Annotated in this window: 24 protein-coding genes; 19 read left to right on the forward strand and 5 right to left on the reverse strand. The window is 71.9% G+C overall.

Annotation, left to right across the window (positions count from 1 at the left end; all coding sequences use genetic code 11):
• Positions 1–50: 50 nt before the first annotated feature.
• Complete coding sequence (locus ACWH95_RS07500; protein WP_378822413.1) at positions 51–422, forward strand: hypothetical protein; 372 nt, start codon at positions 51–53, stop codon at positions 420–422.
• A gap of 4 nt (positions 423–426) precedes the next feature.
• Positions 427–1,227 (forward strand): nitroreductase family protein, encoded by an 801-nt coding sequence (locus ACWH95_RS07505; protein WP_136031382.1) that lies wholly within the window; start codon positions 427–429, stop codon positions 1,225–1,227.
• Positions 1,228–1,230: 3 nt separating this feature from the next.
• On the opposite strand, the gene ACWH95_RS07510 is transcribed toward ACWH95_RS07505, so the two are convergent.
• Entirely contained in the window at positions 1,231–2,757 is a 1,527-nt protein-coding gene (locus ACWH95_RS07510) for an FAD-dependent oxidoreductase (RefSeq protein ID WP_136035249.1), read from the reverse strand.
• Positions 2,758–2,843: 86 nt separating this feature from the next.
• On the opposite strand from ACWH95_RS07510, the gene ACWH95_RS07515 reads away from it, so the two are divergent.
• From ACWH95_RS07515 to ACWH95_RS07555, 9 genes are all read left to right on the forward strand, one after another.
• Positions 2,844–3,218: a CrcB family protein gene (locus ACWH95_RS07515; protein WP_378822414.1), complete on the forward strand. Its 375-nt coding sequence runs from the start codon at positions 2,844–2,846 to the stop codon at positions 3,216–3,218.
• Positions 3,215–3,574, forward strand: coding sequence for a fluoride efflux transporter FluC (locus tag ACWH95_RS07520; RefSeq protein WP_247638267.1), 360 nt, complete (start codon positions 3,215–3,217; stop codon positions 3,572–3,574). The genes ACWH95_RS07515 and ACWH95_RS07520 overlap by 4 nt, the downstream gene beginning before the upstream one ends.
• Before the next feature lie 110 nt (positions 3,575–3,684).
• On the forward strand, positions 3,685–4,947 hold the full coding sequence (locus tag ACWH95_RS07525; RefSeq protein ID WP_454120467.1) for an ABC transporter substrate-binding protein: 1,263 nt from the start codon (positions 3,685–3,687) through the stop codon (positions 4,945–4,947).
• 4 nt (positions 4,948–4,951) lie between these two features.
• The gene (locus ACWH95_RS07530) at positions 4,952–5,914 is read left to right on the forward strand and encodes a carbohydrate ABC transporter permease (protein WP_136031392.1); all 963 of its coding nucleotides are present in this window, start codon (positions 4,952–4,954) and stop codon (positions 5,912–5,914) included.
• Positions 5,907–6,797 (forward strand): carbohydrate ABC transporter permease, encoded by an 891-nt coding sequence (locus ACWH95_RS07535; protein WP_205814301.1) that lies wholly within the window; start codon positions 5,907–5,909, stop codon positions 6,795–6,797. Before ACWH95_RS07530 ends, ACWH95_RS07535 begins: the two co-directional genes overlap by 8 nt.
• Before the next feature lie 3 nt (positions 6,798–6,800).
• Positions 6,801–7,856 carry a LacI family DNA-binding transcriptional regulator gene (locus ACWH95_RS07540; RefSeq protein ID WP_136031394.1) on the forward strand — a complete coding sequence of 352 codons (1,056 nt, stop codon included), beginning with the start codon at positions 6,801–6,803 and terminating at the stop codon, positions 7,854–7,856.
• A 42-nt stretch (positions 7,857–7,898) separates the two neighbouring features.
• Positions 7,899–9,080, forward strand: a complete 1,182-nt coding sequence (locus ACWH95_RS07545) for a Gfo/Idh/MocA family protein (protein ID WP_205814302.1) — start codon at positions 7,899–7,901, stop codon at positions 9,078–9,080.
• Positions 9,081–9,164: 84 nt separating this feature from the next.
• On the forward strand, positions 9,165–9,752 hold the full coding sequence (locus ACWH95_RS07550; protein WP_136035252.1) for a TetR/AcrR family transcriptional regulator: 588 nt from the start codon (positions 9,165–9,167) through the stop codon (positions 9,750–9,752).
• Positions 9,753–9,768: 16 nt separating this feature from the next.
• Complete coding sequence (locus ACWH95_RS07555) at positions 9,769–12,978, forward strand: efflux RND transporter permease subunit (protein WP_136035253.1); 3,210 nt, start codon at positions 9,769–9,771, stop codon at positions 12,976–12,978.
• 93 nt (positions 12,979–13,071) lie between these two features.
• Here ACWH95_RS07555 and ACWH95_RS07560 read toward each other — a convergent pair whose 3' ends face one another.
• Positions 13,072–13,968: an aldose 1-epimerase family protein gene (locus ACWH95_RS07560; RefSeq protein WP_136035254.1), complete on the reverse strand. Its 897-nt coding sequence runs from the start codon at positions 13,966–13,968 to the stop codon at positions 13,072–13,074.
• 264 nt (positions 13,969–14,232) lie between these two features.
• On the opposite strand from ACWH95_RS07560, the gene ACWH95_RS07565 reads away from it, so the two are divergent.
• Positions 14,233–16,500, forward strand: coding sequence for a DEAD/DEAH box helicase (locus tag ACWH95_RS07565; protein WP_454120468.1), 2,268 nt, complete (start codon positions 14,233–14,235; stop codon positions 16,498–16,500).
• 81 nt (positions 16,501–16,581) lie between these two features.
• Here ACWH95_RS07565 and ACWH95_RS07570 read toward each other — a convergent pair whose 3' ends face one another.
• Both ACWH95_RS07570 and ACWH95_RS07575 read right to left on the reverse strand, forming a co-directional pair.
• Positions 16,582–17,121: a YaeQ family protein gene (locus tag ACWH95_RS07570; protein WP_136034015.1), complete on the reverse strand. Its 540-nt coding sequence runs from the start codon at positions 17,119–17,121 to the stop codon at positions 16,582–16,584.
• 46 nt (positions 17,122–17,167) lie between these two features.
• A complete protein-coding gene (locus ACWH95_RS07575) occupies positions 17,168–18,256 on the reverse strand; it encodes an Rv2578c family radical SAM protein (RefSeq protein WP_454120469.1) in 1,089 nt (362 codons plus the stop codon).
• A gap of 74 nt (positions 18,257–18,330) precedes the next feature.
• Here ACWH95_RS07575 and ACWH95_RS07580 point away from each other — a divergent pair, with 74 nt between their 5' ends.
• Positions 18,331–19,263, forward strand: a complete 933-nt coding sequence (locus ACWH95_RS07580; RefSeq protein ID WP_136034011.1) for a M15 family metallopeptidase — start codon at positions 18,331–18,333, stop codon at positions 19,261–19,263.
• Positions 19,264–19,276: 13 nt separating this feature from the next.
• On the opposite strand, the gene ACWH95_RS07585 is transcribed toward ACWH95_RS07580, so the two are convergent.
• Positions 19,277–19,459, reverse strand: coding sequence for a hypothetical protein (locus tag ACWH95_RS07585; protein WP_136034009.1), 183 nt, complete (start codon positions 19,457–19,459; stop codon positions 19,277–19,279).
• A 190-nt stretch (positions 19,460–19,649) separates the two neighbouring features.
• On the opposite strand from ACWH95_RS07585, the gene ACWH95_RS07590 reads away from it, so the two are divergent.
• The 6 genes from ACWH95_RS07590 to ACWH95_RS07615 all read left to right on the forward strand — a co-directional run bounded on the left by ACWH95_RS07590 (position 19,650) and on the right by ACWH95_RS07615 (position 25,402).
• Positions 19,650–20,813, forward strand: a complete 1,164-nt coding sequence (locus ACWH95_RS07590; protein WP_136036768.1) for an acyl-CoA dehydrogenase family protein — start codon at positions 19,650–19,652, stop codon at positions 20,811–20,813.
• Between the two features lie 217 nt (positions 20,814–21,030).
• A complete protein-coding gene (locus tag ACWH95_RS07595) occupies positions 21,031–21,252 on the forward strand; it encodes a ribbon-helix-helix domain-containing protein (protein WP_136034005.1) in 222 nt (73 codons plus the stop codon).
• Complete coding sequence (locus tag ACWH95_RS07600) at positions 21,249–21,620, forward strand: type II toxin-antitoxin system PemK/MazF family toxin (RefSeq protein ID WP_275090590.1); 372 nt, start codon at positions 21,249–21,251, stop codon at positions 21,618–21,620. The genes ACWH95_RS07595 and ACWH95_RS07600 overlap by 4 nt, the downstream gene beginning before the upstream one ends.
• A gap of 315 nt (positions 21,621–21,935) precedes the next feature.
• Entirely contained in the window at positions 21,936–22,751 is an 816-nt protein-coding gene (locus ACWH95_RS07605; RefSeq protein ID WP_168442883.1) for a GntR family transcriptional regulator, read from the forward strand.
• 39 nt (positions 22,752–22,790) lie between these two features.
• Positions 22,791–23,810 (forward strand): NAD(P)-dependent oxidoreductase, encoded by a 1,020-nt coding sequence (locus tag ACWH95_RS07610; protein ID WP_454120470.1) that lies wholly within the window; start codon positions 22,791–22,793, stop codon positions 23,808–23,810.
• Positions 23,798–25,402, forward strand: coding sequence for an FGGY family carbohydrate kinase (locus ACWH95_RS07615; RefSeq protein ID WP_454120471.1), 1,605 nt, complete (start codon positions 23,798–23,800; stop codon positions 25,400–25,402). The genes ACWH95_RS07610 and ACWH95_RS07615 overlap by 13 nt, the downstream gene beginning before the upstream one ends.
• The last annotated feature ends 2 nt before the right edge of the window (positions 25,403–25,404 follow it).

Genomic DNA, 25,404 nt, shown 5'->3' on the forward strand with positions numbered 1-25,404 from the left:
CGGCGCGCAAGGGGGCGCTCCGCGGCGACGCCCGGGCGTAGGGTCGGGTCATGGTCCACCGACGTCGGCGCTCGAACGCCGCGCCGCTGTTCGTCGCCGCGGCCGCCGCCTACACGGCGAACTGCGCCCTCGGCGCCTCGGTCGCCCTCCGCCTGGTCGACACCCGCGACTTCCGGTGGCTGCACCACGCGCTCTACATCGCCACCTGCGCGACCGCGGCGCTCGCCGCCAGCGCCGGGCTGTGGGGCGAGCCGCGTCGCCCCAGCCGCCGCGCCGCCCTCGCCCTGCTCCCCGCGGCCGCGCCGCTCGCCGCGATCCCGTACCTCGGCACGCACACGCGCCGCCACCCGCTCGTGGCGCTGGCCGCCGCGCCCTTCGTCCTCGCGGGACTGCTGCTCTCCCGCTCCGCCGACCGGAAGTGAACGCATGGAACTCCTCGACGCCATCCGCCGCCGCAAGACCACCAACGGCCCGTTCCTGCCCGACCCCGTGTCGGAGGAGCACCAGCGCATCCTGCTGGAGGCGGCAGGGCGGGCGCCGTCGCAGCTGAACAGCCAGCCGTGGCGCTTCGTGGTGATCGAGAACCGCGACACCATCGAGCAGATCGCGCGCATCTCGGGCGAGAGCATGACCGAGGCGATGTCGAACGGCACCTTCTTCGAGCGCTACAAGCCGTACTTCCGGTTCAGCGAGGAGGAGATGGAGCAGAAGCGCAGCGGGATGCTGTTCGACAAGCTCCCCGCTCCGCTGCGGCCGTTCACCTCGCAGGTGTTCACGAAGCGGGGCCAGACGCTCATGAACACGTTCGGGGTGCCGAAGACGCTCGGCTCGGAGAACCGCAAGCTCGTGGCAGGGTCGCCGCTGCTTCTCGGGGTGATGCTCGACCGCAGCGAATACCGGCCGGGACAGCTGTCGTCGTTCTACTCCGTGTTCAGCATGGGGGCCGCGATGGAGAACGTGTGGCTCACCACGGTCGAGCTCGGGATGGGCATCCAGTTCATCTCCTTCCCGATGGAGGTGCCGGGGCGCTGGGACGAGATCGTGTCACTGCTGCGCGTGCCCGACGACCTGGAGCTCATGGCCGTGTACCGGCTGGGGTACCTGCCGCCCGAGCAGCGGCGCCCGGCGATCGACTGGTCGAGCAGCCAGCGCAAGCTCGCGTCGCAGTACGTGTTCCGCGAGAGCTGCGACACCCCGCAGCAGGGGTGGGACGAGCCGCTGCGCTGACGCTCAGGGCTCGGTCGTGCGCGGGAACGACCGCAGGTCCTCCAGCGCCGGCCCCTCGATGCGCGTGCCGTCCGCGGCGAAGCGGGAGGCGTGCAGCGGGCAGTCCCACGTGCACTCCGCGTCGTTCCAGTCGAGCACCCCGCCGAGGTGCGTGCACACGGCGCTCACTGCACGGGTGACGCCGTCGACCGTCGAGATCGCCACGGGTCGCCCGCCCCGGTTCGCCACGACGCCCTCGCCCTCCGCCGGCTGCGGCACCGGCACGGGCGTGGCCTCCGCATCCACCCAGCCCTTGGTCGCCGCCGCGGCCACCTTGGCACCCTCGACCGCGCCCCGCGCCAGATCGGCGGGAACGGTCAGCCGCGTGCCGATGCGGATCATCCACGACGGACGCTCGCTGCGCTTCGTGCCGATGACCTCCTCGGTGAGCCGCAGCGCTGCGGCCGGGGCGTTCGACAGCCCCCACTTGGCGTACCCCGTCGCGAACCGGATGCGGCCGAGTCCGCGGGGCAGCGCCCCCACGAACGGGATGAGGTTGTGCGACTGGTAGTCCTGCGCCGACCAGCGATGCGTCTCCTCCGCGTCGGGGAAGTGCAGCCGCGTCCACGACACGAGGTCGTCGATGGCCGCGGTCTCGCCGTCCGAGCGCCCCACCGGGTGGCCGTTGCCGCCCACGACGAGCTGCGCCGTGCCCCCGGGGCCGTCGGCGTGCGACACCGGCCGGATCGACCGCGTGGGACTGTCCGCCGAGATGAACGTGCCCTCCGGCACGCCCCCGGAGACCCGGAACGATACGCAGTACGAGCGCATCCCGGCCACCTTGGAGAAGTACAGACCTCGGTCCAGGATCGGGGTTCCGGTGGCGAGGACGATGTGCTCCGCGAACATCGGCCCGGCGGCGGTCTCGACCCGCGGGTCGGGGAGGGCATGCGCCCCGGTGACCCGGACGCCCGTGTGGAGGGTGCCGCCGTTCGCCACGAACTCCTTCGCCAGGGCGTCGGCCACGGCGACCGGGTCGATCGTGACCTGGTGATCGAGAGCGACCGCGCCCGCGACCGGGAACGGCGTCGACAGCTCGTGCGGTGTGAGCAGCCGCGTCGGCAGTCCGGCCTCGCGCGCTGCGGCGTGCTGGTCGCGTACCGACTCCATGCCCTCGGCGCTCTGCGCGTACGTGTGGTCGGTGCGCTGCGTGTACGACACCCCGGCGCTGTCGGCGAAGCCCGTGAGCCAGTCCATGCCGGCGCGGTTCGCGTCGACGTAGGCCTGCACGAGCGAGGCGCTGTGGTGCTGCCGAATCGTGGCGAGCTGTTTCCCCTGCAGCAGCGACAGCTTGCCGGTGTTCCCGCCGGACGCCAGTTCGGCGATCGCGCCCGACTCGAGCACCGCGACATCGAGACCGGCGCGCGTGAGCATGACCGCGGTGGAGAGCCCGGTGAGTCCCGCGCCGACGATGATCACGTCGTGCCGTGCACCCGGGTCGAAGGGGGTGCCGAGGGGCGCGGCCTGGTCGACCTTCCAGAGAGGCATCATGCGACCAGTGAACGACGGCGGCGGCCGGGCTCCCAGCGGCTTGACAACGGACGGTCGCGCTGTCATGCGGCAGTACAGTGGCCAACGTGAACCTCCGCCGCGTGCTGCTCGTCGCCCTGGGCGGCACGGTCGGCACGGCGGCGCGGCTGGCGCTCGGCCTCGCGCTGCCCGACCCCGGGGGATTCCCGCTCGCGGTGCTGCTCGCCAACCTCCTCGGGGCGCTGCTGATCGGGGTGGTGGCGGCACGGCTCCCCGCCTCGGCCGACCTGCGGCTGCTGCTCGGCACCGGGGTGCTGGGCGGCTTCACGACCTACAGCGCCTTCATGACCGGGACGGTCGCGCTGTGGGAAACGGCCCCGCTGCTCGCGGCCGCCTACGCCGCCGGGAGCCTGGTGCTCGGGCTCGCGGCCGCCGCGCTCGGCCTGCGGCTCGGACGACCCCGGCGGGGAGGGGCGTCGTGAGCCCGCTGCTGTTCCTCGCGGCGGCGCTCGCGGGCGGCGTCGGCGCGGTGCTGCGCTACCTGCTCGACCTCGGGGTGGCACGGCTCGCGGGGCGCCGCTTCCCGTGGGGCATCCTGGCGGTGAATCTGAGCGGGTCGTTCGCGCTCGGCCTCGTGACGGCCGCGCTCCCCGAGCAGGCGTTCGTGCTGGGGGCGGGGCTGCTGGGCGGCTACACCACGTTCAGCACGGCCATGCTCGACGCGGTGGCCCTGTGGCGCGACGGCGCGAAGCCCGCGGCGGTGTTCGACGCGGTCGGCATGCTGCTGCTCGGGCTGCTCGCGGCCGTGCTCGGCCTGGGCCTCGGCGCGCTTCTCTGATCCGCCCTTGCGCAGTGCCGGTGGGCGCCGCTACTCTCGTGCTAATCGTTTAACGCTAAACGGTTAACACTGCTTTCCACCCGCTCGTGCACCCGTCAAAGGAGACCTCGATGCCCCGCACCACCCGTCGCGCCCTCGGCGCCCTCGCCGCCTCGGCGGCCGCCGTCCTCGCGCTGTCGGCCTGCTCCTCCTCCGCCACCGGGGAGTCGTCCGACGGCGACATCACCCTCAGCTACGCCATCTGGGACGAGAACCAGAAGCCGGCCATGGAGGACATCGCCGCCGCCTACACCGAGGAGCACCCGAACGTCACGATCGAGATCCAGGTCACGCCCTACAAGGAGTACTTCACCAAGCTCCAGACCGCCGTCACCGGAGGATCCGCCGCCGACGTCTTCTGGATGAACGGCCCCAACTTCCAGCTCTACGCCTCCAACGGCCAGCTCGCCCCGCTCGACGGGGTCGACGCCTCCGACTACCCGCAGGGTCTCGTCGACCTGTACACCTACGACGGAAAGCTCTACGGCGCCCCGAAGGACTTCGACACCGTCGCCCTCTGGTACAACAAGGCGCTGTTCGACGCCGCGGGCGTGGAGTATCCCAGCGCCGGCTGGACGTGGGACGACTTCACCGCCGCGGCCGCGAAGCTCACCGACCCCGCCACGGGCCAGTACGGCATCGCCGCCAGCCAGTACGGCCAGGAGAACTTCTACAACTCGATCGCCCAGGCCGGCGGCGAGGTCATCTCCGCCGACGGGACCGAGAGCGGCTACGGCTCGCCCGAGGCGCTGGAGGGCATCGAGCTGTGGACGAACCTCATCGCGGACGGGTCCTCACCCACCGCGCAGCAGATGACCGACACCAACCCGGAGGACTTCTTCCTCTCCGGCAAGGTCGCCATGTTCCAGAACGGCTCCTGGGCCGCCATCGCCTACGCCGACAACGCCGACATCGGCGGCACGGTCGACGTCGCCCCGCTGCCGGCTGGGCCCGAGGGCAACCAGAGCGTGATCCACGGCGTCGGCAACGTCGCCAACGCCAAGAGCCCGCACCTCGCCGCCGCCCGGGACTTCGCCGCCTTCGCCAGCGGGGAGCAGGCCGCGAAGATCCAGGCCGAGACCGGCACCGTGATCCCCGCGTTCAACGGCACCCAGCAGGCCTGGGTCGACGCCCTCCCGCAGTACGACCTCCAGGTGTACATCGACGCGCTCGACACCGCCGTGCCCTACCCCGTGTCGAAGAACACCTCGGCGTGGACCAACATCGAGAGCGAGGTGCTGTCGCAGGTGTGGTCGGGTGCCGTCACCCCGAAGGACGGCCTGAAGGACCTCGCCGCACAGATGCAGACCGCGCTGGACGCCGAGCAGGAGTGAGCGCATGACCGTCATCGCGCCCCGCGCGGTCGCGCCGACGGCCGAGCGGACGCCGGAGGCCCGTCCCTCCGGTGTCCGCCGCCGGCGCCGCACCCCCGGCGCCTCGCCCTGGTGGGCCCTGGTGTTCCTCGGCCCCACCGCCCTCGGCCTGGCCGTGTTCTACCTGTGGCCGACCGTGCGCACGCTCATCATCTCGTTCACCAAGTCGGGCCCGTTCGGCGGCTCCGAGTGGATCGGCTTCGACAACTACGCGCGACTCCTCCAGGACCCCGAGCTGCTCGGCGCGCTGCGCAACACCGCCGTCTACACCGTGATCGCCCTGATCGGCATCCCGATCGCCGTCGGCATCGCCGCCCTGCTCAACACCACCGGCCTGAAGGGGCGCAGCGCCTACCGCACGCTCTACTTCATCCCCGTCGTGACCATGCCCGCCGCCATCGCGCTGGTGTGGCGCATGATCTACAACGGCGACTACGGCGTGCTCAACGCCGCGCTCGCCGCGGTGGGCATCGAGGGACGCAGCTGGCTGACCGACCCGAACACCGCGCTCGTCGCGATCGCCGTGGTCGGCATCTGGGCCGGACTCGGAACCAACATCGTCATCTTCCTCGCCGGGCTGCAGGGCATCCCCGACACGATCATGGAGGCGGCCGACCTCGACGGCGCCGGACCCGTGCGGAAGTTCTTCTCGATCACCATCCCGCTGCTGTCGCCGTCGATCTTCTTCGTGAGCGTGATCAGCGTGATCGGCGCGCTCCAGGTGTTCGACCTCGTCTACATGATGCTCGGCCGCAGCAACCCCGCGATGCCGAACACCCGCACGGTCGTCTACCTGTTCTACGAAGCGGGATTCCTCGACAACGACCGCGGCTACGCGGCCGCCGTCGCGTTCCTGCTGCTGCTCATCATCCTCGTGCTGACCATCGTGCAGTTCCGGCTCCAGAAGAAGTGGGTGCACTATGAGTGACGTCTCCCTCGACACCCGGGCCGTGGTCGGCGCCGCGTCCACGCGCTCGCGCGGCGCCGGACGCCCCCGCAACCGCGGGCTGTGGATCGTGCACGTGGTGCTGATCCTCGGCGCCGTGCTCATGGTGTTCCCGTTCGTCTGGCAGCTGCTGACCTCGTTCAAGACGCTGTCCGACTCGGTGCAGGTGCCGCCCTCGTTCCTGCCGCGCGAGTGGGTGTTCACGAACTTCGCCGAGGTGTTCGACTCGATGCCGTTCGGCCAGATGTTCCTCAACTCGGTGCTGCTGACGGTCGGCCGCACCGTGGGGCAGGTCGCGCTGTGCACCATGGCGGGCTACGCCTTCGCGCGCATCCCGTTCCCCGGCCGCAACGCGCTGTTCGTCGTGTTCCTGTCGGTGCTGATGGTGCCGTCGCAGCTCTACCTGCTGCCGCAGTACGAGATCATCCAGTCGCTCGGCTGGCTCAACACGCTCCAGGCGCTCATCGTGCCCGGCATCTTCAGCGCCTTCGGCACCTTCCTGATGCGGCAGTTCTTCCTGTCGATGCCCGCCGAGCTGGAGGAGGCGGCGCGCATCGACGGCGCGAATCCGTGGCAGACCTTCTGGCGGATCATGGTTCCGCTCGCGAAGCCTGGCATCATCGCACTTGTGGTGTTCACCGTGCTGTGGTCCTGGAACGATCTGCTGTGGCCGCTGATCGTGACCACCGACCCCGCGAAGATGCCGCTGTCGGTGGGGCTCTCCCAGCTCGTCGGCATCCACGGCACCGACTACCCGGTGCTGATGGCGGGCGCCCTGCTCGCGACGCTGCCCATGCTGGTGACCTTCATGATCCTGCAGCGGCAGTTCATCCAGGGCATCGCGTTCAGCGGGACGAAGGGCTGAGTCATGGCACAGCGTGAACACGTCCCGGCCCGCCGCCCGACCCTGCGGATGGTCGCCGAGCGCGCCGGGGTGTCGACCGCGACCGTGTCGTACGTGTTCTCCGGACGCGCGGGTGCCAGCGGCGCCGGTGTCGCCGAGGCCACGGCCGCCCGGGTGCTCGCCGCGGCGGAGGAGCTGAACTACCGCCCGAACACCGCGGCGCGCGCCATCCGCACCGGGCGCAGCGGCATGGTGCAGCTCTCCCTGCACATGCTCAGCGACCCGTGGTCGCTCGCGGTGGCCGACGCCGTGAACGCCGAGGCCAACAAGCACGGCCTGACCACGCTGATCCTCGCCGACGGCGACTGGCACGCCGCGCTCGACCGCGTGGAGAGCGACGTGGCCTACCTCGACGGGGTGGGCCTGGACGAGGAGGACGCCCGGCGGCTGGGCGACCTCGTCAAGCGCGGACAGCGGCTCGTCGTGTTCTCGGAGCACCTGGAGCCGGACGGCTTCGACGTGATCCGCTCCGACGCGATCCCCGGGTGCGAGCTCGCGATGGACCACCTCCTGGAACGGCACACCGCCATCGGCTGCATCGCCGCGGAGGGGGCCGTGCGCCTCGCGGGGACGCAGGTGACGCGGTACACGCCCTACGTCGAGAAGCTCGCGGCGGCCGGGATCGAGCGCACGCCGGAGTGGACCGTGACCTACGCGGAGACCCAGGCGAGCGCGTTCACCGCGGCCATCGAGCTGCTGTCGCGGGACGATCGCCCCGACGCCGTCTACGCCACGACCGACTTCGCCGCGATCGCCGCGATCAACGCCGCCCACATGCTCGGGCTGCGGGTGCCGCACGACGTCGCGGTGATCGGCGTCGGCAACACCCCCGACGCCCGGCTCATCGCCCCGACGCTGACCACGGTCGGCCCCACCGACTTCTACGAGCGGCAGGCGCGCATCATCGTCGACCGCGCCCTCGAGAGCGATCCGTCGCCGGGAACCCTGCACGAGTTCCCGTGGTCGCTCGTCCCCGGCGGCTCGACCGACCTCGACGCCCCCGCCCCGCGCGCCCGCTGAGCCGCCACCCCTCTCTGCATCGACTTTCACGAAGGACTTCTGTTGGACCTCCACATCGGCATCATCGGCTTCGGCGCGCGCTCCACCCTCCACGAGGAGGTGCACCGCCCGGGTCACGGCTCCCGCATCACGGCGGTGTGCGACCTCTCGCCCCGCGCCAGGGACGACGCCCGCGCGCTCGTGCCCGACGCCCTCATCACCGGCTCGCTCGACGACCTGCTCGCCTCGGGCGTCGACGCGGTCATGGTGCTCACACCGGACGACACCCACGCCGCCCTGACGATCCGGGCGCTGGAGGCCGGGGTGCCCGTGTTCTGCGAGAAGCCGCTCGCGATCGACCTCGCCGACGCCGACCGCATGCTCGCCACCGCGCGGCGCACCGGCACCCGTCTCTACATCGGGCACAACATGCGTCACATGCCCGTGATCACCCTGATGCGCGACCTGATCCGGCAGGGGCGCATCGGCCAGGTCAAGGCCGTGTGGGTGCGGCACTTCGTCGGCCACGGCGGCGACTTCTACTTCAAGGACTGGCACGCCGACCGCAGCCGCACCACCGGGCTGCTGCTGCAGAAGGGCGCCCACGACCTCGACATCATCCACTGGCTCGCCGGCGCCTACACGGAGCGGGTCGCGGCGATGGGCGGGCTGAGCGTGTACGGCGACATCACCGACCGCCGCGACCGCACGGGGGAGCGGATGCCCGACTGGTTCAGCATGGACAACTGGCCGCCCACGGCGCTCACCGGGCTGCACCCCGTGGTCGACGTGGAGGACATCTCGATGGTGAACCTGCAGCTCGAGGGCGGGATCCTCGCGTCGTACCAGCAGTGCCACTTCACGCCGGACTACTGGCGCAACTACACGGTGATCGGCACCGAGGGCCGCATCGAGAACCTCGGCGACGTGGCCGGCAGCGAGGTGCGGCTGTGGAACCGGCGGCACGCGGGAGCGGCCCCGGCCGACGAGACCTTCATCGTTCCGGAGGTGCCGGACGCGGGCCACGACGGGGCGGACGCCCTGCTCGTCGCCGAGTTCCTCCGGTTCGTGCGACACGGCGGGCTCACCGCGACCTCGCCGGTTGCAGCGCGCGAGGCCGTGGCGGCCGGGATCCTCGCGACCGCGTCGCTGCGCGGAGACGGCTCGGCGATCGCGGTGCCGCCGCTCGACCCCGACCTCGTGGCCTACTTCGAGCGCGGACAGGTCGAGACCGCCGCGGCCTGAGCCGACGCGGAGCCGCGGCTCTCAGGCTCCTCACACCGGAGCGAATGTACAAACGTACATGTACGGGTGTGCGGGAGGTGCGGGATGGCGGAGAGCGGGCGTCGACGGCGCGACCCCGAAGCGCGCCGCCGGGAGATCGTGACCGCCGCGGCCGAGCTGATCGTCGAGGTCGGCGCCGAGGCCATCACGCACCGCATGGTCGCCGCCAGGGCGGGGGTGCCGCTCGGCGCCACGACGCAGTACTTCGCCACGCTCGACGACCTCCGCGGCGCCGCGTTCCGCGCCCTCGCCGACGAGATCGAGTCCCGGCTCGACGGCGTGCGGCAGACCCTCGCCGAGCAGGGAGCGGGGCCCGGGGTGATCGCGGCCCTCGTGTGCCGGAGCGCCGAAGACGGCCACGCCGTGCAGGCCGACCGCGCCGTGGTCACCGCGGCCGTGCACGACCCGCGACTGCGCGAACTCGCCCGCCACCTGTCGGACCGCCTGGTCGACCTGCTCGAGCCGACCTATGGCGCCGACCGCGCCAAAGCGGCGATGATCTTCATCGACGGGGTCATGTGGAGCACGCACATCCGCGACGACCGCCTCGATCAGTCCTTCCTCGAGACCGCACTGGCGCGGATCCTCGGAGAGCCCCTCTCCACCCCCTCCGCTGCGACAGCCACCCCCTGACACCGAGGAACACGCCTTGTCGAAACTCGCCATCCTCAGCCTGAAGAACCGCGCCCTCATCGCGCTCGTGACGATCGTCGCGGCCGTGTTCGGCGGGCTCGCGCTCACCAACCTCAAGCAGGAGCTGATCCCCTCGCTCGAGCTGCCCGCGCTCGTGGTCATGACGACGTACCCCGGCGCCTCGCCCGAGGTGGTCGAGAACGACGTCTCCACCCCGATCGAGTCCGCGATCCAGGGCGTGCCCGACCTGGAGTCGACCACCGCGACCAGCACGACCAATGCGTCGATCGTGCAGGCGATGTTCGCGTACGGGACGAACCTCGCCACGGCCGAACAGAAGATCCAGCAGGCGATCAACCGCATCTCCTCGCAGCTGCCGGAGGACGTCACGCCGCAGGTGCTGTCGGTGTCGATCGACGACTTCCCGGTGATCCAGGTGGCCGTGACCGGCTTCGACGACGCCGACAACGCGCAGGCCCAGCTCGAGAGCGTCGCCATCCCCGACCTGGAGGACGTGGACGGCGTCAACGCAGCCGAGATCGTCGGCGGGGTCGGCCAGCGCATCACCATCACGCCCGACGTGGGCCGCCTGGCCGCGGAGGGGCAGAGCACGCAGGCGATCAGCTCGGCCCTGCAGCAGAACGGCACGCTGTTCCCCGGCGGTGATATCACCGAGAACGGCGAGACGCTGACCGTGCAGACCGGGGCCAAGATCACCTCGGTCGACGAGATCGCCGCGCTGCCCCTCGTCGGCACCTCCCTCACGATCGGCGACGTCGCGACCGTCACCCAGGCGTCCGACCCGGTCACCTCGATCTCCCGCGTGGACGGGAAGGATGCGCTGTCGATCTCGATCACCAAGCTGCCCGCCGCCAACACGGTCGAGGTGTCGCAGGGCGTGATTGCCGCGCTCGACGAGATCGGCAAGGCACTGCCCGACGCGGAGTTCACGGTCGTGTTCGACCAGGCGCCGTTCATCGTGCAGTCCATCGACACGCTCGCCACCGAGGGCCTGCTCGGCCTCGTGATGGCCGTGCTCGTGATCCTCGTGTTCCTGCTCTCGGTGCGCTCGACCCTGGTCACGGCGATCTCGATCCCGACCTCCGTGCTCATCACGTTCATCGGGCTGCAGGCGTTCGGCTACTCGCTCAACGTGCTGACCCTCGGGGCGCTGACGATCGCGATCGGCCGTGTGGTCGACGACTCGATCGTGGTGATCGAGAACATCAAGAGGCACTACGTCGGCGACGCCGACAAGGGCGATGCGATCCGGCTCGCGGTGCGGGAGGTCGCCGCGGCGATCACCGCGTCGACGATCACGACCGTGGCGGTGTTCCTGCCGATCGTGTTCGTCGGCGACATGGTCGGCGAGCTGTTCCGGCCGTTCGCGATGACCGTGACGATCGCGATGGTGGCGTCGCTGCTGGTCGCGCTCACGATCGTGCCGGTGCTCGCGTACTGGTTCCTCAAGCCCGGCAAGCCGCTGCTCGACGAGCACGGGAACGCGATCGACCCCGAGCACCCCGACGCCCCGCCGACGGCGCTGCAGCGCGGCTACCGGCCGATCCTCGGCTGGACGCTGAAGCACTCCGGACTCACGGTGGTCCTCGCGGTGGTCGTGCTCGGCGCGACGCTCGCCGCGGCCCCGCTCATGAAGGTGAACTTCCTCAGCGACTCCGGGCAGAACACCATGACGGTGACGCAGGATCTCGGGCCGACCGCGAGCCTGGAGGCCAAGTCCGACGCGGCCGCGCCCGTGGAGGAGGCGCTGCTCGACATCGACGGCATCGAGCACGTGCAGGCCTCGATCGGGTCGAGCGGCTCCGCCCTGCGCGACGCCTTCTCCGGCGGCGCCGGCATCACCTACTCGGTGCTCACCGACGGCGACGCCGACCAGGAGAAGCTGCGCGCCGAGGTGCAGGACGCGATCGACGGCCTCGGCGACGAGGTCGGAGACGTCACCGTGGCCTCCTCCGCCGGCTTCGGCTCCAGCGACATCGAGATCACCGTCACCGCCTCGAACGGCGACGACCTCGCCACCGCCACCTCGGCGCTGGTGGAGGAGCTCGACGGGCGCGACGGCATCGGCCAGGTGACCGACAACCTCGCCGAGGCGCTGCCCTACATCGCGGTCGTGGTCGACCGGGAGGCCGCGGCCCAGGTCGGGCTGTCGGAGGTCGCGGTGGGCTCGATCGTGTCGAACACGATGCGCCCGCAGCAGATCGGGTCGGTCGAGATCGACGACACCGCTCTCACGGTGTACCTCGTGAACCCCGCGCCGCCGACGACCGTGGAGGCGCTGCAGCAGCTCGCCATCCCGACCGCCGCGGGCATCGTGCCCCTGCAGGACATCGCGACGGTCGAGCAGCGCAACGGCCCCACCTCGATCACGACCGAGCAGGGCCGCCGGACCGCGACGGTCACGGTCCCGCCCGCGTCGGACAACCTCGCGGTGGCCACGCAGTCGGTGAGCGCCGCCATCGCCGCGGTCGACCTGCCCGACGGTGCTTCGGCCGAGGTCGGCGGTGTCGCCTCGCAGCAGGCCGACTCGTTCTCGCAGCTGGGTCTCGCGATGCTCGCGGCCATCCTGATCGTGTACGTGGTGATGGTCGCGACCTTCAAGTCGCTGCGCCAGCCGCTGCTGCTGCTCGTGTCGGTGCCGTTCGCGGCGACCGGCGCCATCCTGCTGCAGATCGTGACGGGCGTGCCCCTGGGCGTGGCCTCGCTGATCGGCGTGCTGATGCTGATCGGCATCGTGGTCACGAACGCGATCGTGCTGGTCGACCTCGTCAACCAGTACCGAGAGAAGGGGCTGTCGACCGCTGACGCGGTGATGGCGGGAGGCGAGAAGCGTCTGCGCCCCATCCTGATGACCGCGCTCGCCACGATCCTCGCGCTGACGCCGATGGCGCTCGGCATCACGGGTCACGGCGGGTTCATCTCGCAGCCGCTCGCGATCGTCGTGATCGGCGGACTCATCTCCTCGACCGTGCTCACGCTCATCGTGCTGCCGACGCTGTACAACCTCGTCGAGGGCGCGAAGGAGCGGCGCCGCGCACGGCGGGGCGACGGCGGCACGGGCGACGACGGTTCCGGCCCGGACGCCCCGGCGTCACCCGTCGCGCCCACCGGAGCGGCCGCGCAGCCCGTCATCGCGGGAGCCACGGTCCACGCGGACGGCACGCCGGTCAGTCGCCGCGAGCTGCGCGATCACCACGGCGAGTAGAGCGCGCCACGACTCCGCGGAAGGGGCCCCGATGCGCATCAGACGATGGGGATCGGGGCCCTTCGCGCGCGGATCGGAGGAGGTGCGTCGGCCTCAGCCGAACGTGATGCCCCACTCCAGCGTCCAGGTCTCGCCCTGAGCCAGGCGGCGCAGCCCGATCCCGCTGTTGAACGCGTCGGCGGGGGCCGTCATCGGTTCGATCGCGACGGCGAGCGGCGTGCCGGGGTAGTTCCGCGCCGTGTACACCTGGGCGACGTCGAAGCCCTCGCCCTGCCACAGCGTGACGGTGCGGCCGTCGGGCGCGGTGAGGGTGTGGCGCACGCGGCCGTCGGCGTCGCGGTCCAGATCGGTCAGCCCGGTGTCGAGCGTCGCATCGCCCAGGCGCAGCCCCGTGCGCAGCGCCGGATCGGCGGGCCGGGTGCCGACCGGCAGCAGGCGGTCGTCGGTCTCGAAGGCGGTCTGCGCGGGAACCCGCAGCACCAGCTCGTGCGGGTCGACGTCGCCGATCGTGACGAACGGGTGCGTGCCGAGCGCGACCGGCGCCGCGTTCTCCGACCAGTTCGTGATGGTGTGCGTGACCTCGATGCCGTCGGCGGTGAGCACGTAGGCGACCGAGGTCTCGAGCAGATACGGGTAACCCGTCTGCGGATACACCGTGGCGCGCAGGGTCGCCGCGGCGTCGGTCTGCTCGACCGCGTACGGCGTGAAGCGGAGCAGGCCGTGGCTGGCATTGGCCGTCTTGGGCTCGGAGACCGTGAGCTGGCGGACCGTGCCCTCGTCGTCCCAGCGGCCGTCGCGGATGCGGTTGGGCCAGGGGACGAGCACGACGCCGGAGCACGACGGGGTGGGGGTGTCGAGCGGATACGGGGGCACGAGGTCGACCTCGCCGATGCGGAGGGAGCGCAGCGACGCGCCGACCTGGGCGATCTGCGCTGTCACCTCGCCGAGTCCGAGGTGCACCTGGAGGCCGGTGGGGGAGACGGGGGTCACCCCGTCATCGTAGTGGGGCGCGGGTCGCTCCCAGGGTCGGCCGGTACACTGGCATGGTCGGCTTCGGACACCCGCGCAGGGCGCGGACGTTTTTCAGTGTGTGAAGTGTGAGTCCAGGGGCCGATGGTGAACGTCGATCGACGTGAATCAACCATCACAGGAATGGCCCCGGCCGCAGATCGTCCGGAACTCCGCATCCGTCGGAGTGCTCGCGCGCGTGCGCAGCGCTGTTCTCGTGCGAGAACGCAGAAGGACACCCCCCGCATGCCCAAGAACAAGAAGCCCAAGGGCGGCCGCGCCGCCGCCAACTTCGAGCCGCGCTACGGCGCCAAGAAGACCTCCTTCCACGAGCGGCACCGCGGTGCGCCCGCCCGTGACGGTGCGCGCGACGAGCGCGGTACCAGGGCCGACGCGGGCGACCGCCGCTCGACCGCCGGCTACGACCGTCGCCCCGGCAGCCGCAGCCCCAACCACCGCGGCTACCGCCCGGAGGAGACCGAGTCGGGTGCGCCCAAGCGCCGCTGGACCTCGCAGGAGCGCGCGGGCCGCGACGAGGCCCGCGGAATCCGCAACCGCGCCGAGTCCGGTCGCCGCGAGGCGCCGCATCGCCGTGACGACCGCGGCGGCCAGCGCCCCACCGGTCCCGGCACCTACCGCGACGACCGCGGTGCGGGCCGCTTCGACGACCGCCGTGACGACCGCGGCGGCCAGCAGCGCCAGGGCTTCCGCGACAACGACCACCGTGACGGCGGGCGCCCGCGGTTCGACGACCGCCGCGGCGACCGTCCGCGGTACGACCGCGACGACCGGGCCCGCTCGACCGACCGCGGCGACCGTCCGCGGTACGACCGCGACGACCGGGCCCGCTCGACCGACCGCGGCGACCGTCCCCGGTACGACCGCGACGACCGGGCCCGCTCGACCGACCGCCGTGACGACCGCGGCGCCGGGCGGTTCGACGACCGTCGCGGCGACCGTCCGCGCTACGCCGACCGGGGTGCGGACCGCCCGCGGTTCGACCGCGACGAGCGTCCGCGCCGCGACGACCGCGACGACCGGGGCCGCTCGAACGACCGCGGTCCCTCGCGCCCCGAGCGCTCGTACGACGCCGACCGCGCCCGCCGGGCCTTCGACCGCGACCGCACGCAGCGCGCGTTCGACGGGGAGCGGGAGCGTCCCCGCGCCTCGACCGGTGGCGCCTACCGCACCGAGCGTCCGCGCCGGGAGGAGCGCCCCAGCCGCAGCGACTGGAACGCCAAGCCCAAGGACGCCTTCACCCCGGGCGCCGACGTGGTGCACGAGCGCCTCGAAGCGCAGGCCGTGCAGGCCGTCGAGGTCGAGAACGTGACCTTCGCCGACCTCGGGCTCGGCTCGAACATCACCGAGACGCTGAAGAACCTCGGCGCCGAGACGCCCTTCCCGATCCAGGCGGCCAGCATCCCGGCCGTGCTGGAGGGGCGCGACGTGCTCGCCCGCGGTCGCACCGGCTCCGGCAAGACCATCGCGTTCGGCGCGCCGCTCGTGGAGCGCGTGCTCCAGTCGCAGGCGGGCAAGCGCCGCGAGTTCGGTCGTGCCCCGCGCGCGATCATCCTCGCCCCGACGCGCGAGCTCGCGCTGCAGATCGACCGCACGATCCAGCCGATCGCCCGCAGCGTCGGACTGTTCACCACGCAGATCTACGGCGGCGTGCCGCAGGGCCGCCAGGTGGGTGCGCTCAAGAAGGGCGTCGACATCGTGATCGGCACGCCCGGACGCGTCGAGGACCTGATGAACCAGGGCAAGCTCGACCTGTCCGACTGCCGCATCGCGGTGCTGGACGAGGCCGACCACATGTGCGAGCTCGGGTTCGTCGAGCCCGTGCAGCGCATCCTCCGCCGCACCGCCGAGGGCAGCCAGAAGCTGCTGTTCTCTGCGACGCTCGACCGCGAGGTGGCCGCGCTCGTCGACGAGTTCCTCGTGGACCCGGCCGTGTACGAGGTCGCCGGGGAGGACCAGGAGTCGAGCACGATCGAGCACCGGGTGCTGGTGATCGAGCACCGCGACAAGGCCGACATCCTCACGTCGCTCGTCGACCGCGAGGGCAAGACGCTCGTGTTCGCCCGCACCCGCGCCTACGCCGAGATGCTGGCGGAGCAGTTCGACGACGCCGGCATCCCCGCGGTGTCGCTGCACGGCGACCTGAACCAGGCCAAGCGCACGCGCAACCTGGAGAAGCTCACCTCGGGTCGCGTGAACGTGCTCGTGGCGACCGACGTCGCGGCGCGCGGCATCCACGTCGACGACATCGACCTGGTCGTGCAGGCCGACGCCCCCGACGAGTACAAGACCTACCTGCACCGGTCGGGTCGCACGGGCCGCGCCGGTCGCTCGGGTCGCGTGGTGACGCTGATCACGCGTCAGCGCCAGCGTCGCATGAACGAGCTGCTGGAGCGTGCCGAGATCGAGGCGCCGTTCGAGAACGCCCGCCTGGACGACGACGTGATCGAGGAGATCGCCGGGCGTCAGCCGTCGACGGCCGACCTCACCGCCTGATCGCCTTCGGATCGGAAAGGCCCCGGAGACCTCGGTCTCCGGGGCCTTTCCGCGCTTCGCACCCCGGTATCACCCGGGGTGTCAGCCGAGCTCGTGCTCGTGCAGCGCGGTCGCCAGGCTCGTGCCGTTGAGGTCGAGGTAGAGCACGCGCTCCGTCACGGTGAGGGTCAGGGTGTTGCGGCGCTCCAGGTGCGGCGTCGCGGTGTCGATGAACCCGGGGTCGAAGCTGTGGACGCGGATGTCCTCGGCGCGGTGGATGCGTTTGTCCGCCCACGGCGCCATCACCTTCGCGGGGTCGCGGTGCGTGTACACCACGGTGCGCTCGGCGAGACGGCTGGCGTGGTGCAGGCGCTCCGCGTCGGGCGCGCCGACCTCGATCCAGGTGACGATCCGCCCGGTGAGGTCGCGCACGAGCACCGCGGGCTCCTCGGTGTCGGACACGCTGCCGCCGAACGCGATGCCCTCGCCGAACTCGAGCCCGTACGCCAGCACCCGCGTGAGCATGTAGGCGTCGGTCTCGGAGGGGTGCCGCGCCACCCGCAGCGAGTAGTCGTCGTAGACCCCGCGATCGGTGTCGGCGAGCTGCACGTCGAACGTGTGGAGGGTGGAACCGATCGCCATGATCCCCGAGCCTACGCGGCCCCGGAGGCCCTCCCGACCGGACGGCTCAGAACAGCATCGGCTGCGGGGGTGTCGCGGCGGGCCCGGTCTGTCGGAAGGCGACCGGGCCGGCCGGTGGCGTGCTCGACGCGGTGTGCCCCTGCCCCGGCCGGAACCCGCGGCGGGGGTAGTCGTCTTCGTGCCGGGCGTCGAGGCCGTGCAGGCGGATGAGCGGTCGCACCCGCCGTGCCAGCCACTGGCGGTACGGCTTGGGGGCTTCGACCGACGCGCCGGGGTACAGCCCGCGGTACGACGACACGAGGTCGGGGCGCGTGCGCTCGAGCCACTCGAAGAACCACGGCTTGACCCCCGGCCGCAGATGCAGCGCCCCGTAGATGACGGTGCGTGCCCCCGACTCCTTGATGCGGCGGAGGCCGGTGTCGATCGCCTCCACCGAGTCGGTGAGGTGCGGCAGGATCGGCATGAGGAACACGGTCACGGGGAACCCGGCATCGGCCAGGGCGCGCACCGTGTCGAGCCGCGCCTGGGTGGTGGGTGCTCCCGGCTCGATCGCCTTCTGCAGGGCGTCGTCGTACATCGCGATCGACATCTGCACGTCGACCGGCACCCGCTCGGCCGCCTTCACCAGCAGGGGGATGTCGCGGCGGATCAGCGTGCCCTTGGTGAGGATCGAGATCGGCGTGCCCGAGGTCGCGAGCGCCTGGATGATGCCGGGCATGAGAGCGTAGCGGCCCTCCGCGCGCTGGTACGGATCGGTGTTCGTGCCGAGCGCCACGGTCTCGTGGTTCCAGCTGCCCCGCCGCAGCTCTCGCTCCAGCACCTCGACCACGTTGACCTTGACCACGATCTGCGAGTCGAAGTCGGCGCCGCCGTCGAGGTCGAGGTACTCGTGCGTGCCGCGGGCGAAACAGTAAGTGCAGGCATGAGAGCAGCCGCGGTAGGGGTTGATGGTCCAGGCGAACGGCATGCGCGAGGCGCCGGGCACGTGGTTGAGAGCCGACTTCGACAGCACCTCATGGAAGGTCATGCCCTCGAACGCCGGGGTCTTCACGGTGCGCAGCACGCCGCGGCGCTCCTCCAGCCCGGGCAGCGCCGCCTCGTCGACGTCGCCCAGCTTCTGCCCCTGCCACCGCATCCCCCCATTCGAACAGAAAGACGAAGAAAGCACAAGCGGGCGTCGCAGAGATCTTCGAATGAGAGAATGAGGCAATGACCGTTCCGCCGCTTGCCCAGCATGCGGCTCCGCGCTCCCCGATCTCCGGTCCCGCGCTGCCCGTGGGACTGGCCGTCGCCGCGCTCGGCGTGCTCTTCTCGATCGCCTCGACGCCCGTGCTCCCCTCGTCGGCGGCCGACGCGATGCCGCGGCCCGTCGCCGTCGCGCAGGTGCCGGCGGTGCGGACGGCGGCGATCCCCGCGGCCGACCCGTGCGCCGAGCCCGGGGTGCAGCAGGCCATCGCGAACGGTGACGACGCGGCGACGATCGCCGGGTTCGGTGGCGGTGCGGCGTTCCGCGAGGCGGTGGTGGCAGGCAACGCGCCGTGCATCTCGCTGACCGACCCCGCCCGTGTCTGGGTCGTCGTGAACAAGGGTCTTCCGCTGACCCCGGCCGACTACGAGCCGGCGCTCCTCGACGCCGTGCCCCTGCAGATGACCACGCCCTCCGGCCTCGTGCGCCCCGATGTGGCCGCCGCCGTCGGCGCGATGGCCGATGCCGCTCAGGCGGCAGGCGTCGGGCGGCTGGGCGCGAACAACGGCTACCGCTCGTACGGGCTCCAGGTCTCGACCTACGACTCGCACGTCCGTGCCCAGGGGCAGGCCGAGGCCGACGCCGGCTCGGCGCGCCCCGGGCACAGCGAGCACCAGACCGGCCTGGCGCTGGATGTGGTGGCGTGCGATGCGGGCTGCGGCGGCCTCGACGGGTTCGGCGGCACGGGCCAGAGCGACTGGGTCGCCGCGCACGCCTGGGAGTTCGGCTTCATCGTGCGCTACGAAGACGTCGGCACGCCCGTGACCGGCTACGCACCCGAGCCGTGGCACCTGCGGTACGTCGGCGTCGACCTCGCGGCGGCGTACCACGAGGGCGGGTATCACACGCTCGAGGAGTTCTTCGGGCTGCCCGCGGCGCCCGACTACGCGCACTGACGCCCGGCTGCCCTCAGCGCGGGCTGCGCGTCTCGACGGATGGCCAGACGACGAGGAGGAACGCCGCGATCGGTCCGGTGAACAGCGTCAGCAGGAACCACACCCACGCCGAGCGCCCCCGCGTGCGGGCGAATCCTCCGGCGAGGAGCGCGACGGTGAACCACAGGGCGGTGATGTACGGCCAGACTTCCTGCATGCCCCGAGTCTCCCGGCCGGCGATCCCGCCGCGTCCCGGCGCGCCGTCGATGAGCCGATTGAGGCTTCCCACAACCCCGGTACCGAGTGTCACGATCCGTGGGATGCATTCTCACAATGTCCCCTGCCGGGCCCGCCATCGGCCGTAGAATCGCCGGAGCAATGAGGCACGACACGTTCGGGAGGACGGCATGGAACGCGACATCTACGAAGAGGACCACGAGGCTTTCCGGGACCTCGTCAAGGATTTCGTCAAGCGCCACGTGACGGGCGAGGCGATCGAGAAGTGGGACGCCGCGGGAGAGGTCGACCGCGACACCATGCGCGCCGCGGGTGAGGCGGGCATCATCGGCCTGTCGGTCCCCGAGGAGTTCGGCGGCGCGGGCATGCTGCAGGACTACCGCTTCCGCGCGATCGTGAACGAAGAGGTCATCGCCGCCGGCGCCGGCTCTCTCGCCGGAGCCTTCGGCATCCAGGACGACCTGGCCGTGCCGTACCTCGTGCACATGGGCACGCAGGAGCAGAAGCAGAAGTGGCTGCCGCGCATGGCCACCGGCGAGGTCGTCGGTGCGCTCGCCATGACCGAGCCGGGCGCCGGCTCCGACCTGCGCGGCATCAAGACCACCGCCAAGAAGGTCGACGGCGGGTACCTCGTGAACGGCGCGAAGACGTTCATCTCGTCCGGCGCCACGGCCGACCTGGTCGTCACGTTCGTCAAGACCGGCGAGGGCAACCGCCCCGACGCCTTCAGCCTCGTGCTGATCGAAGACGGCATGGAGGGCTTCGAGCACGGCAAGAAGCTCAGCAAGATGGGCTTCCACGGGCACGACACCGCCGAGCTGTCGTTCAGCGACGTGTTCGTGCCGGAGGAGAACCTCATCGGCGGCGTCGAGGGCAAGGGCTTCATCCAGCTGATGATGAACCTGCCGCTCGAGCGCCTGTCGATCGGGGTCGCCGGAGCCGCAGCCGCGCAGGCCGCGCTCGACTGGACCGTGGCGTACACCCGCGACCGCGAGGCGTTCGGCGAGCGGATCATCGACTTCCAGAACAGCCGCTTCCAGATCGCCGACATGGCCACCACGGTCGACGCGCTGTGGGCCTACATCGACCGCGCGCTGCTGGCCTACAAGGACGGCAAGCTGTCGGCCGAGGAGGCCGCGAAGGTCAAGTTCTGGGCGACCGAGCGCGAGTGGGAGGTGCTCGACGCCGGGGTGCAGCTGCACGGCGGCTACGGCTACATCACCGAGTACCCCATCGCGCGGGCGTTCCTCGACGCGCGCGTGCACCGCATCTACGGCGGGACGAACGAGATCATGCGCGAGATCGTCGGCCGTCAGATCGCCGGCAAGCGCTGACCCCACCCCACGCCCGCTTGCGCCCCCGCGCGGGATCGAGAACGCACCTCCGGAGCCATTCGGGGGTGCGTTTTCCATCCCGCATCCGGGCGGCGGGCCGGGGGTGCGCGTCCGGGATCGAAAGTGCGCCCCGGAAGGCGCCGGGGGGTGCGTTTTCCGTCCCGCACCGGGCATGGGGGCGGTGGTACCCGTGGTGCTACCGGGGTAGGATGACCGCGTGAGCACCGCGAAGATCAGCCTGAGTCTGCCGGACGGCGACCTCGCCTTCCTCGACGCGCAGACGCTCGAGGGCCGCTACCCGTCCCGGTCGGCGGCGATCCAGGACGCGGTTCGGCTCCTCCGCGAGAGCCGGCTCGCCGACGCCTATGCCGAGGCCTACGGCGAGGGGTACGACGAGGAGTGGGACTCCGCCGCCGACGATGGCCTGGCTTCGGCGTGAGTGACGTCGCGGTCGCGCTGCTCCGCCGTGGGCAGATCGTCCTCGCCTCGTTCGACCCGGGCGTCGGTTCCGAGGCGCGCAAGACGCGGCCGGCGGTCGTGGTGAGCAACAACACCGCCAACGCGGTGGCGATCCGTCGCCCGGGCGCCACGGTCACCGTGGTGCCGCTCACGACGGCGACGGAGCGCGTGTGGCCCTTCCAGGTGCTGCTGCCCGCAGCCGCGACGGGCCTCGACCGAGACAGCAAGGCGCAGGCCGAGCAGGTGCGCACCATCGCCGTGGCCCGCATCGTGCGCCCCGTCGGCTGGGTGCCTGCGGAGCTGATGGGCGCGCTCGACGAGGCGCTGCGACTTCACCTCGCGCTCTGACCCCGATCCCGCCTCACGGGAGGGGGGCGGGGGTCCCCGGGGGGTGACGAGACGCGGACGGGGGAGGACTTGTATCGACGGGGAGGGTCGAGTGGGCGGGGCCGGGCGGGACGAACGCGGTCGTCGATACAGGGTGACGCAAGGAAAAGCCTGATCGCGCCCGTATAAAGAGCCGGGAGGGGATCGCGGCGGCGAAGTTCTGACTTGTCTCTTCAGAGGAGACATGTGCTCCGCGATGATCGATACATGTCCGGACAGGAGTCGTCCGGCTCGGAGACGCCGAGGTCTCCGCACCCGCTCACCGAAGAGGCCGGAATGTCCCCGCTCACCCTGCCGCCGCTCGACCGCACGTCGACGGCACCCATCTGGTTCCAGATCATGCGCGCCGTCGAGGCGCAGATCGCCGACGGCACCTGGGGTCCGGGCGACCGCCTGCCCAGCGAGAACGAGCTGCGCGCCCACTTCGCCGCCTCCCGCACCTCGGTCCGCGACGCGCTGTCGCGACTGGAGACCGCCGGGATCATCTCCCGCCAGCAGGGCAAGGGTGCCTTCGTCGAGCGTGCGCAGGGCCCCTCCGCCTGGACGCTGCCCTCGGCCCCCAGCCTGCTGGGCGAATACAGCGAAGACGGCCGCAGCGCCCTGAGCTCGGAGATCCTCCGCGCGGGCATCGAGCCGCTGCCGTCGTGGGCGGCCGCGGTCGTCGGACGCGACTCCGCCGACGGCATGGGCTTCGTGCTGGAGCGCGTGCGTGCCGTCGGCGCCCGCACGGCCGTGCACGTGATCAACTACCTCCCGACGCGGTTCGCCGGGGTGCTGCCCGACCTGCGGGACCCGCGCGCGAGCCTGTACGCCGCCATCACCCGGGTCACCGGGGTGCGCATCGCGCGCATGCACCGCACGATCGAGGCCGTGTCCGCCGACCGCATGCTGGCCGGGCTGCTCGAAGTGGAGCCGGGACACCCGATCGTCGTCGTCGAGGCCGTCGCGTACGACCAGGGCGGACAGCCCATCGACTTCTCCCGCGCATCCGTGCGCACCGACCGTCTGCGCGTGAGCGTCGACACCGGGTTCGACGCCGCCGGCATCTCGAACGAGACCGCGTCCGGCCGCTACCCCGCCGCCCTCCGCTGACCCGCACCCGCCCCACCGACCCCACCGGGAGACCCGCACATGACCGACCACCGCATCCTCGTCATCGGCGACAGCTACATGACCGCCGAGGTGTTCACCCGCGCGTTCGCGCAGCGGGGGATCCCCGTGGACACGGCCACCATGACGATCGCGGAGCCGACGTGGGACGCCTCGTCGATCCACGAGTTCGAGGGCGACCCGGCCGAGGTCGCGCGGCTCGCGCAGGGGTACGACGTGGTCGCGTTCCATGCCGCGCCGTTCACAGCCGACGTGCTCGCCGCGCTCCCCGGGCTGCGGCTGCTCGGCTGCGCGCGCGGCGGACCCGTCAACGTCGACCTCGCCGCGGCCCGCGAGCGCGGCGTGCGCGTGACCACCACGCCGGGTAAGAACGCCGACGCCGTGGCCGACCTCACGATCGGGTTCCTCATCTCGATCGTGCGGAACGTGCCCGCATCGCTGCGCGACGTCGACGAGCGCGTGGCCGAGGGGCGGCCGCTCGCGGAGTCGACGTTCGAGGGTGCGAGGTGGTTCGGGCGCGAGGTGAAGGGCCTGCGCCTCGGGCTGATCGGCTACGGCAACGTCGCCCGGCTCGTCGCCGCGCGGGCCAGGGCGCTCGGCGCCACCATCGCGGCGTACGACCCCTACGTCGATCCGGCGACGGTGACCGATGCGACCATCGTGTCCGACCTGGACGCGCTGCTCGCCGGCAGCGACGTCGTGAGCGTGCACGCCAGGGCGACCGCCGACAACCGCCACCTGATCGGCGCCGAGCAGATCGCCCGCATGCCGCAGGGGTCGTTCCTGATCAACACGGCCCGGGAGTCGCTCGTCGACGAGCAGGCGCTGCTCGACGGGCTGCGCAACGGACACCTCGCCGGTGTCGCGCTCGACGTGAACGAGCCCGACGGTCCGTGGCGCGACCTGGTCGCCCAGCCGAACCTCATCCTCACCCCGCACCTCGCCGGCGCCACCCACCAGACCCTCGCCCGCGGCGCCGACATGCTCGCCGCCGAGATCGAGCGGTTCCTCGCGGGAGGTGAGCTGCGATGGGAGCGCTGAGCGACGTTTTCCTCGCGATCGACGCGGGCACCGGTTCCGCGCGTGCCCTCGCCTTCGACATCGAGGGTCGCCTGGTCACTCAGGCCGCCCGCGAGTGGACCCACGTCGCCGTGCCCGGTCACCCCGGCGGCACCGTGTTCGACACCGATGGCGGCTGGACGGCCATCGCGGGCGCCGTGTCCGAGGTGGTCGCGCGGCTGGGCGAGCGACGCGTGGCCGCGGTCGCCGCGTCGAGCATGCGCGAGGGCTTCGTGCTGTCCGACGCCGAGGGGCGCGAGCTGTGGGCGTGCCCCAACACCGACGGCCGGGCGCGCGCCGAGGCCGAGGAGCTGGTGGCCGAGGGTGTGGCCGACGAGGTGTACCGCACCGCGGGCGACTGGGTGTCGATCACGGCCCCCGCCCGGCTGCGGTGGATCGCCCGCCACCAGCCCGACGTGCTCGCCGCCGCCCGCCACTTCGGGATGCTCAGCGACTGGGTCACCACGCGGCTCACCGGGGCGTTCGTGACCGAGCCCACCAGCGGCTCCAGCTCGGCCCTGTTCGACCTGCGGGCGCGCGACTGGTCGGACGAGCTCGCCGGACTCGTCGGCATCGACCGTCGCATCCTGCCGCCCGTGGTCGAGTGCGGGCAGGTCGTCGGTGCCGTGACCGCGGAGGCCTCGGCCGCGACCGGGCTGCCCGCGGGGACGCCGGTGGTCGCGGGCGGCGCCGACACGCAGCTCGCGCTGCACGGCATCGCGGCGCGCGAGGGGCTGCCGACGATCGTCGCCGGCACCTTCTGGCAGACCACGGCCGTGACCGCGGAGCCGCTGATCGACCCGGAGCGGCGCCTGCGCACCCTGTGCCACGTCGATCCGGGCACCTGGATGGTCGAGGGCATCGGCTTCCTCTCCGGCCTCGCGATGCGGTGGTTCCGCGACGCGATGTGCCCCGACGCCGCCGAGCTCGGTCGCGTGTCCGGCACCTCCGCATTCGCCGTGATGGAGCAGTGGGCGGCCGAGGTCCCCGCGGGGGCGAACGGCGTGGTCGCGACCATGGCGAACGTGATGCAGGCCGACGCCTGGCACCACGCGGCCCCCGCGTTCGTCGGCTTCGACATCAACGACGCGGCCCGCTCCTCGCGCGGCGCGTTCATCCGGGCGATCGAGGAGTCCGCGGCGATCGTCGCCAGCGCGCACCTCGAGATCCTGTCGTCGCTCACCGCCGGGCGCGCGGTCGCCGAGGGCGCCGTCACGTTCACCGGGGGATCCAGCGCGGGCGCCCTGTGGCCGCGGGTCATCGCGGGCGTCACCGGGCTCGACACCCGCGTCACACCCGCACCCGAGGCCACCTCGTACGGTGCCGCCCGGCTGGCCGCCCGAGGTGTCGGCGCAGAACTCCCGCCGATGGGCGAGCCCGACCGCATCGAGCGCGTCGACCCCGCCGAGCACGAGCGGTACCGCGCCGTGACCGCCCGCTGGCACCGCGTCTACCGCGACGTGATGTCGATCTCGGGCACCGACCTGCCTCCGCTGTTCACGCCGCCCGGCGCCGCCCGCGGCCCCCTCGACCCGACCCCCGCCCGACTCTCGACCGCCGGTCACGCCGGCTGACG

This window comes from Microbacterium sp. NPDC055502, from assembly GCF_053643635.1.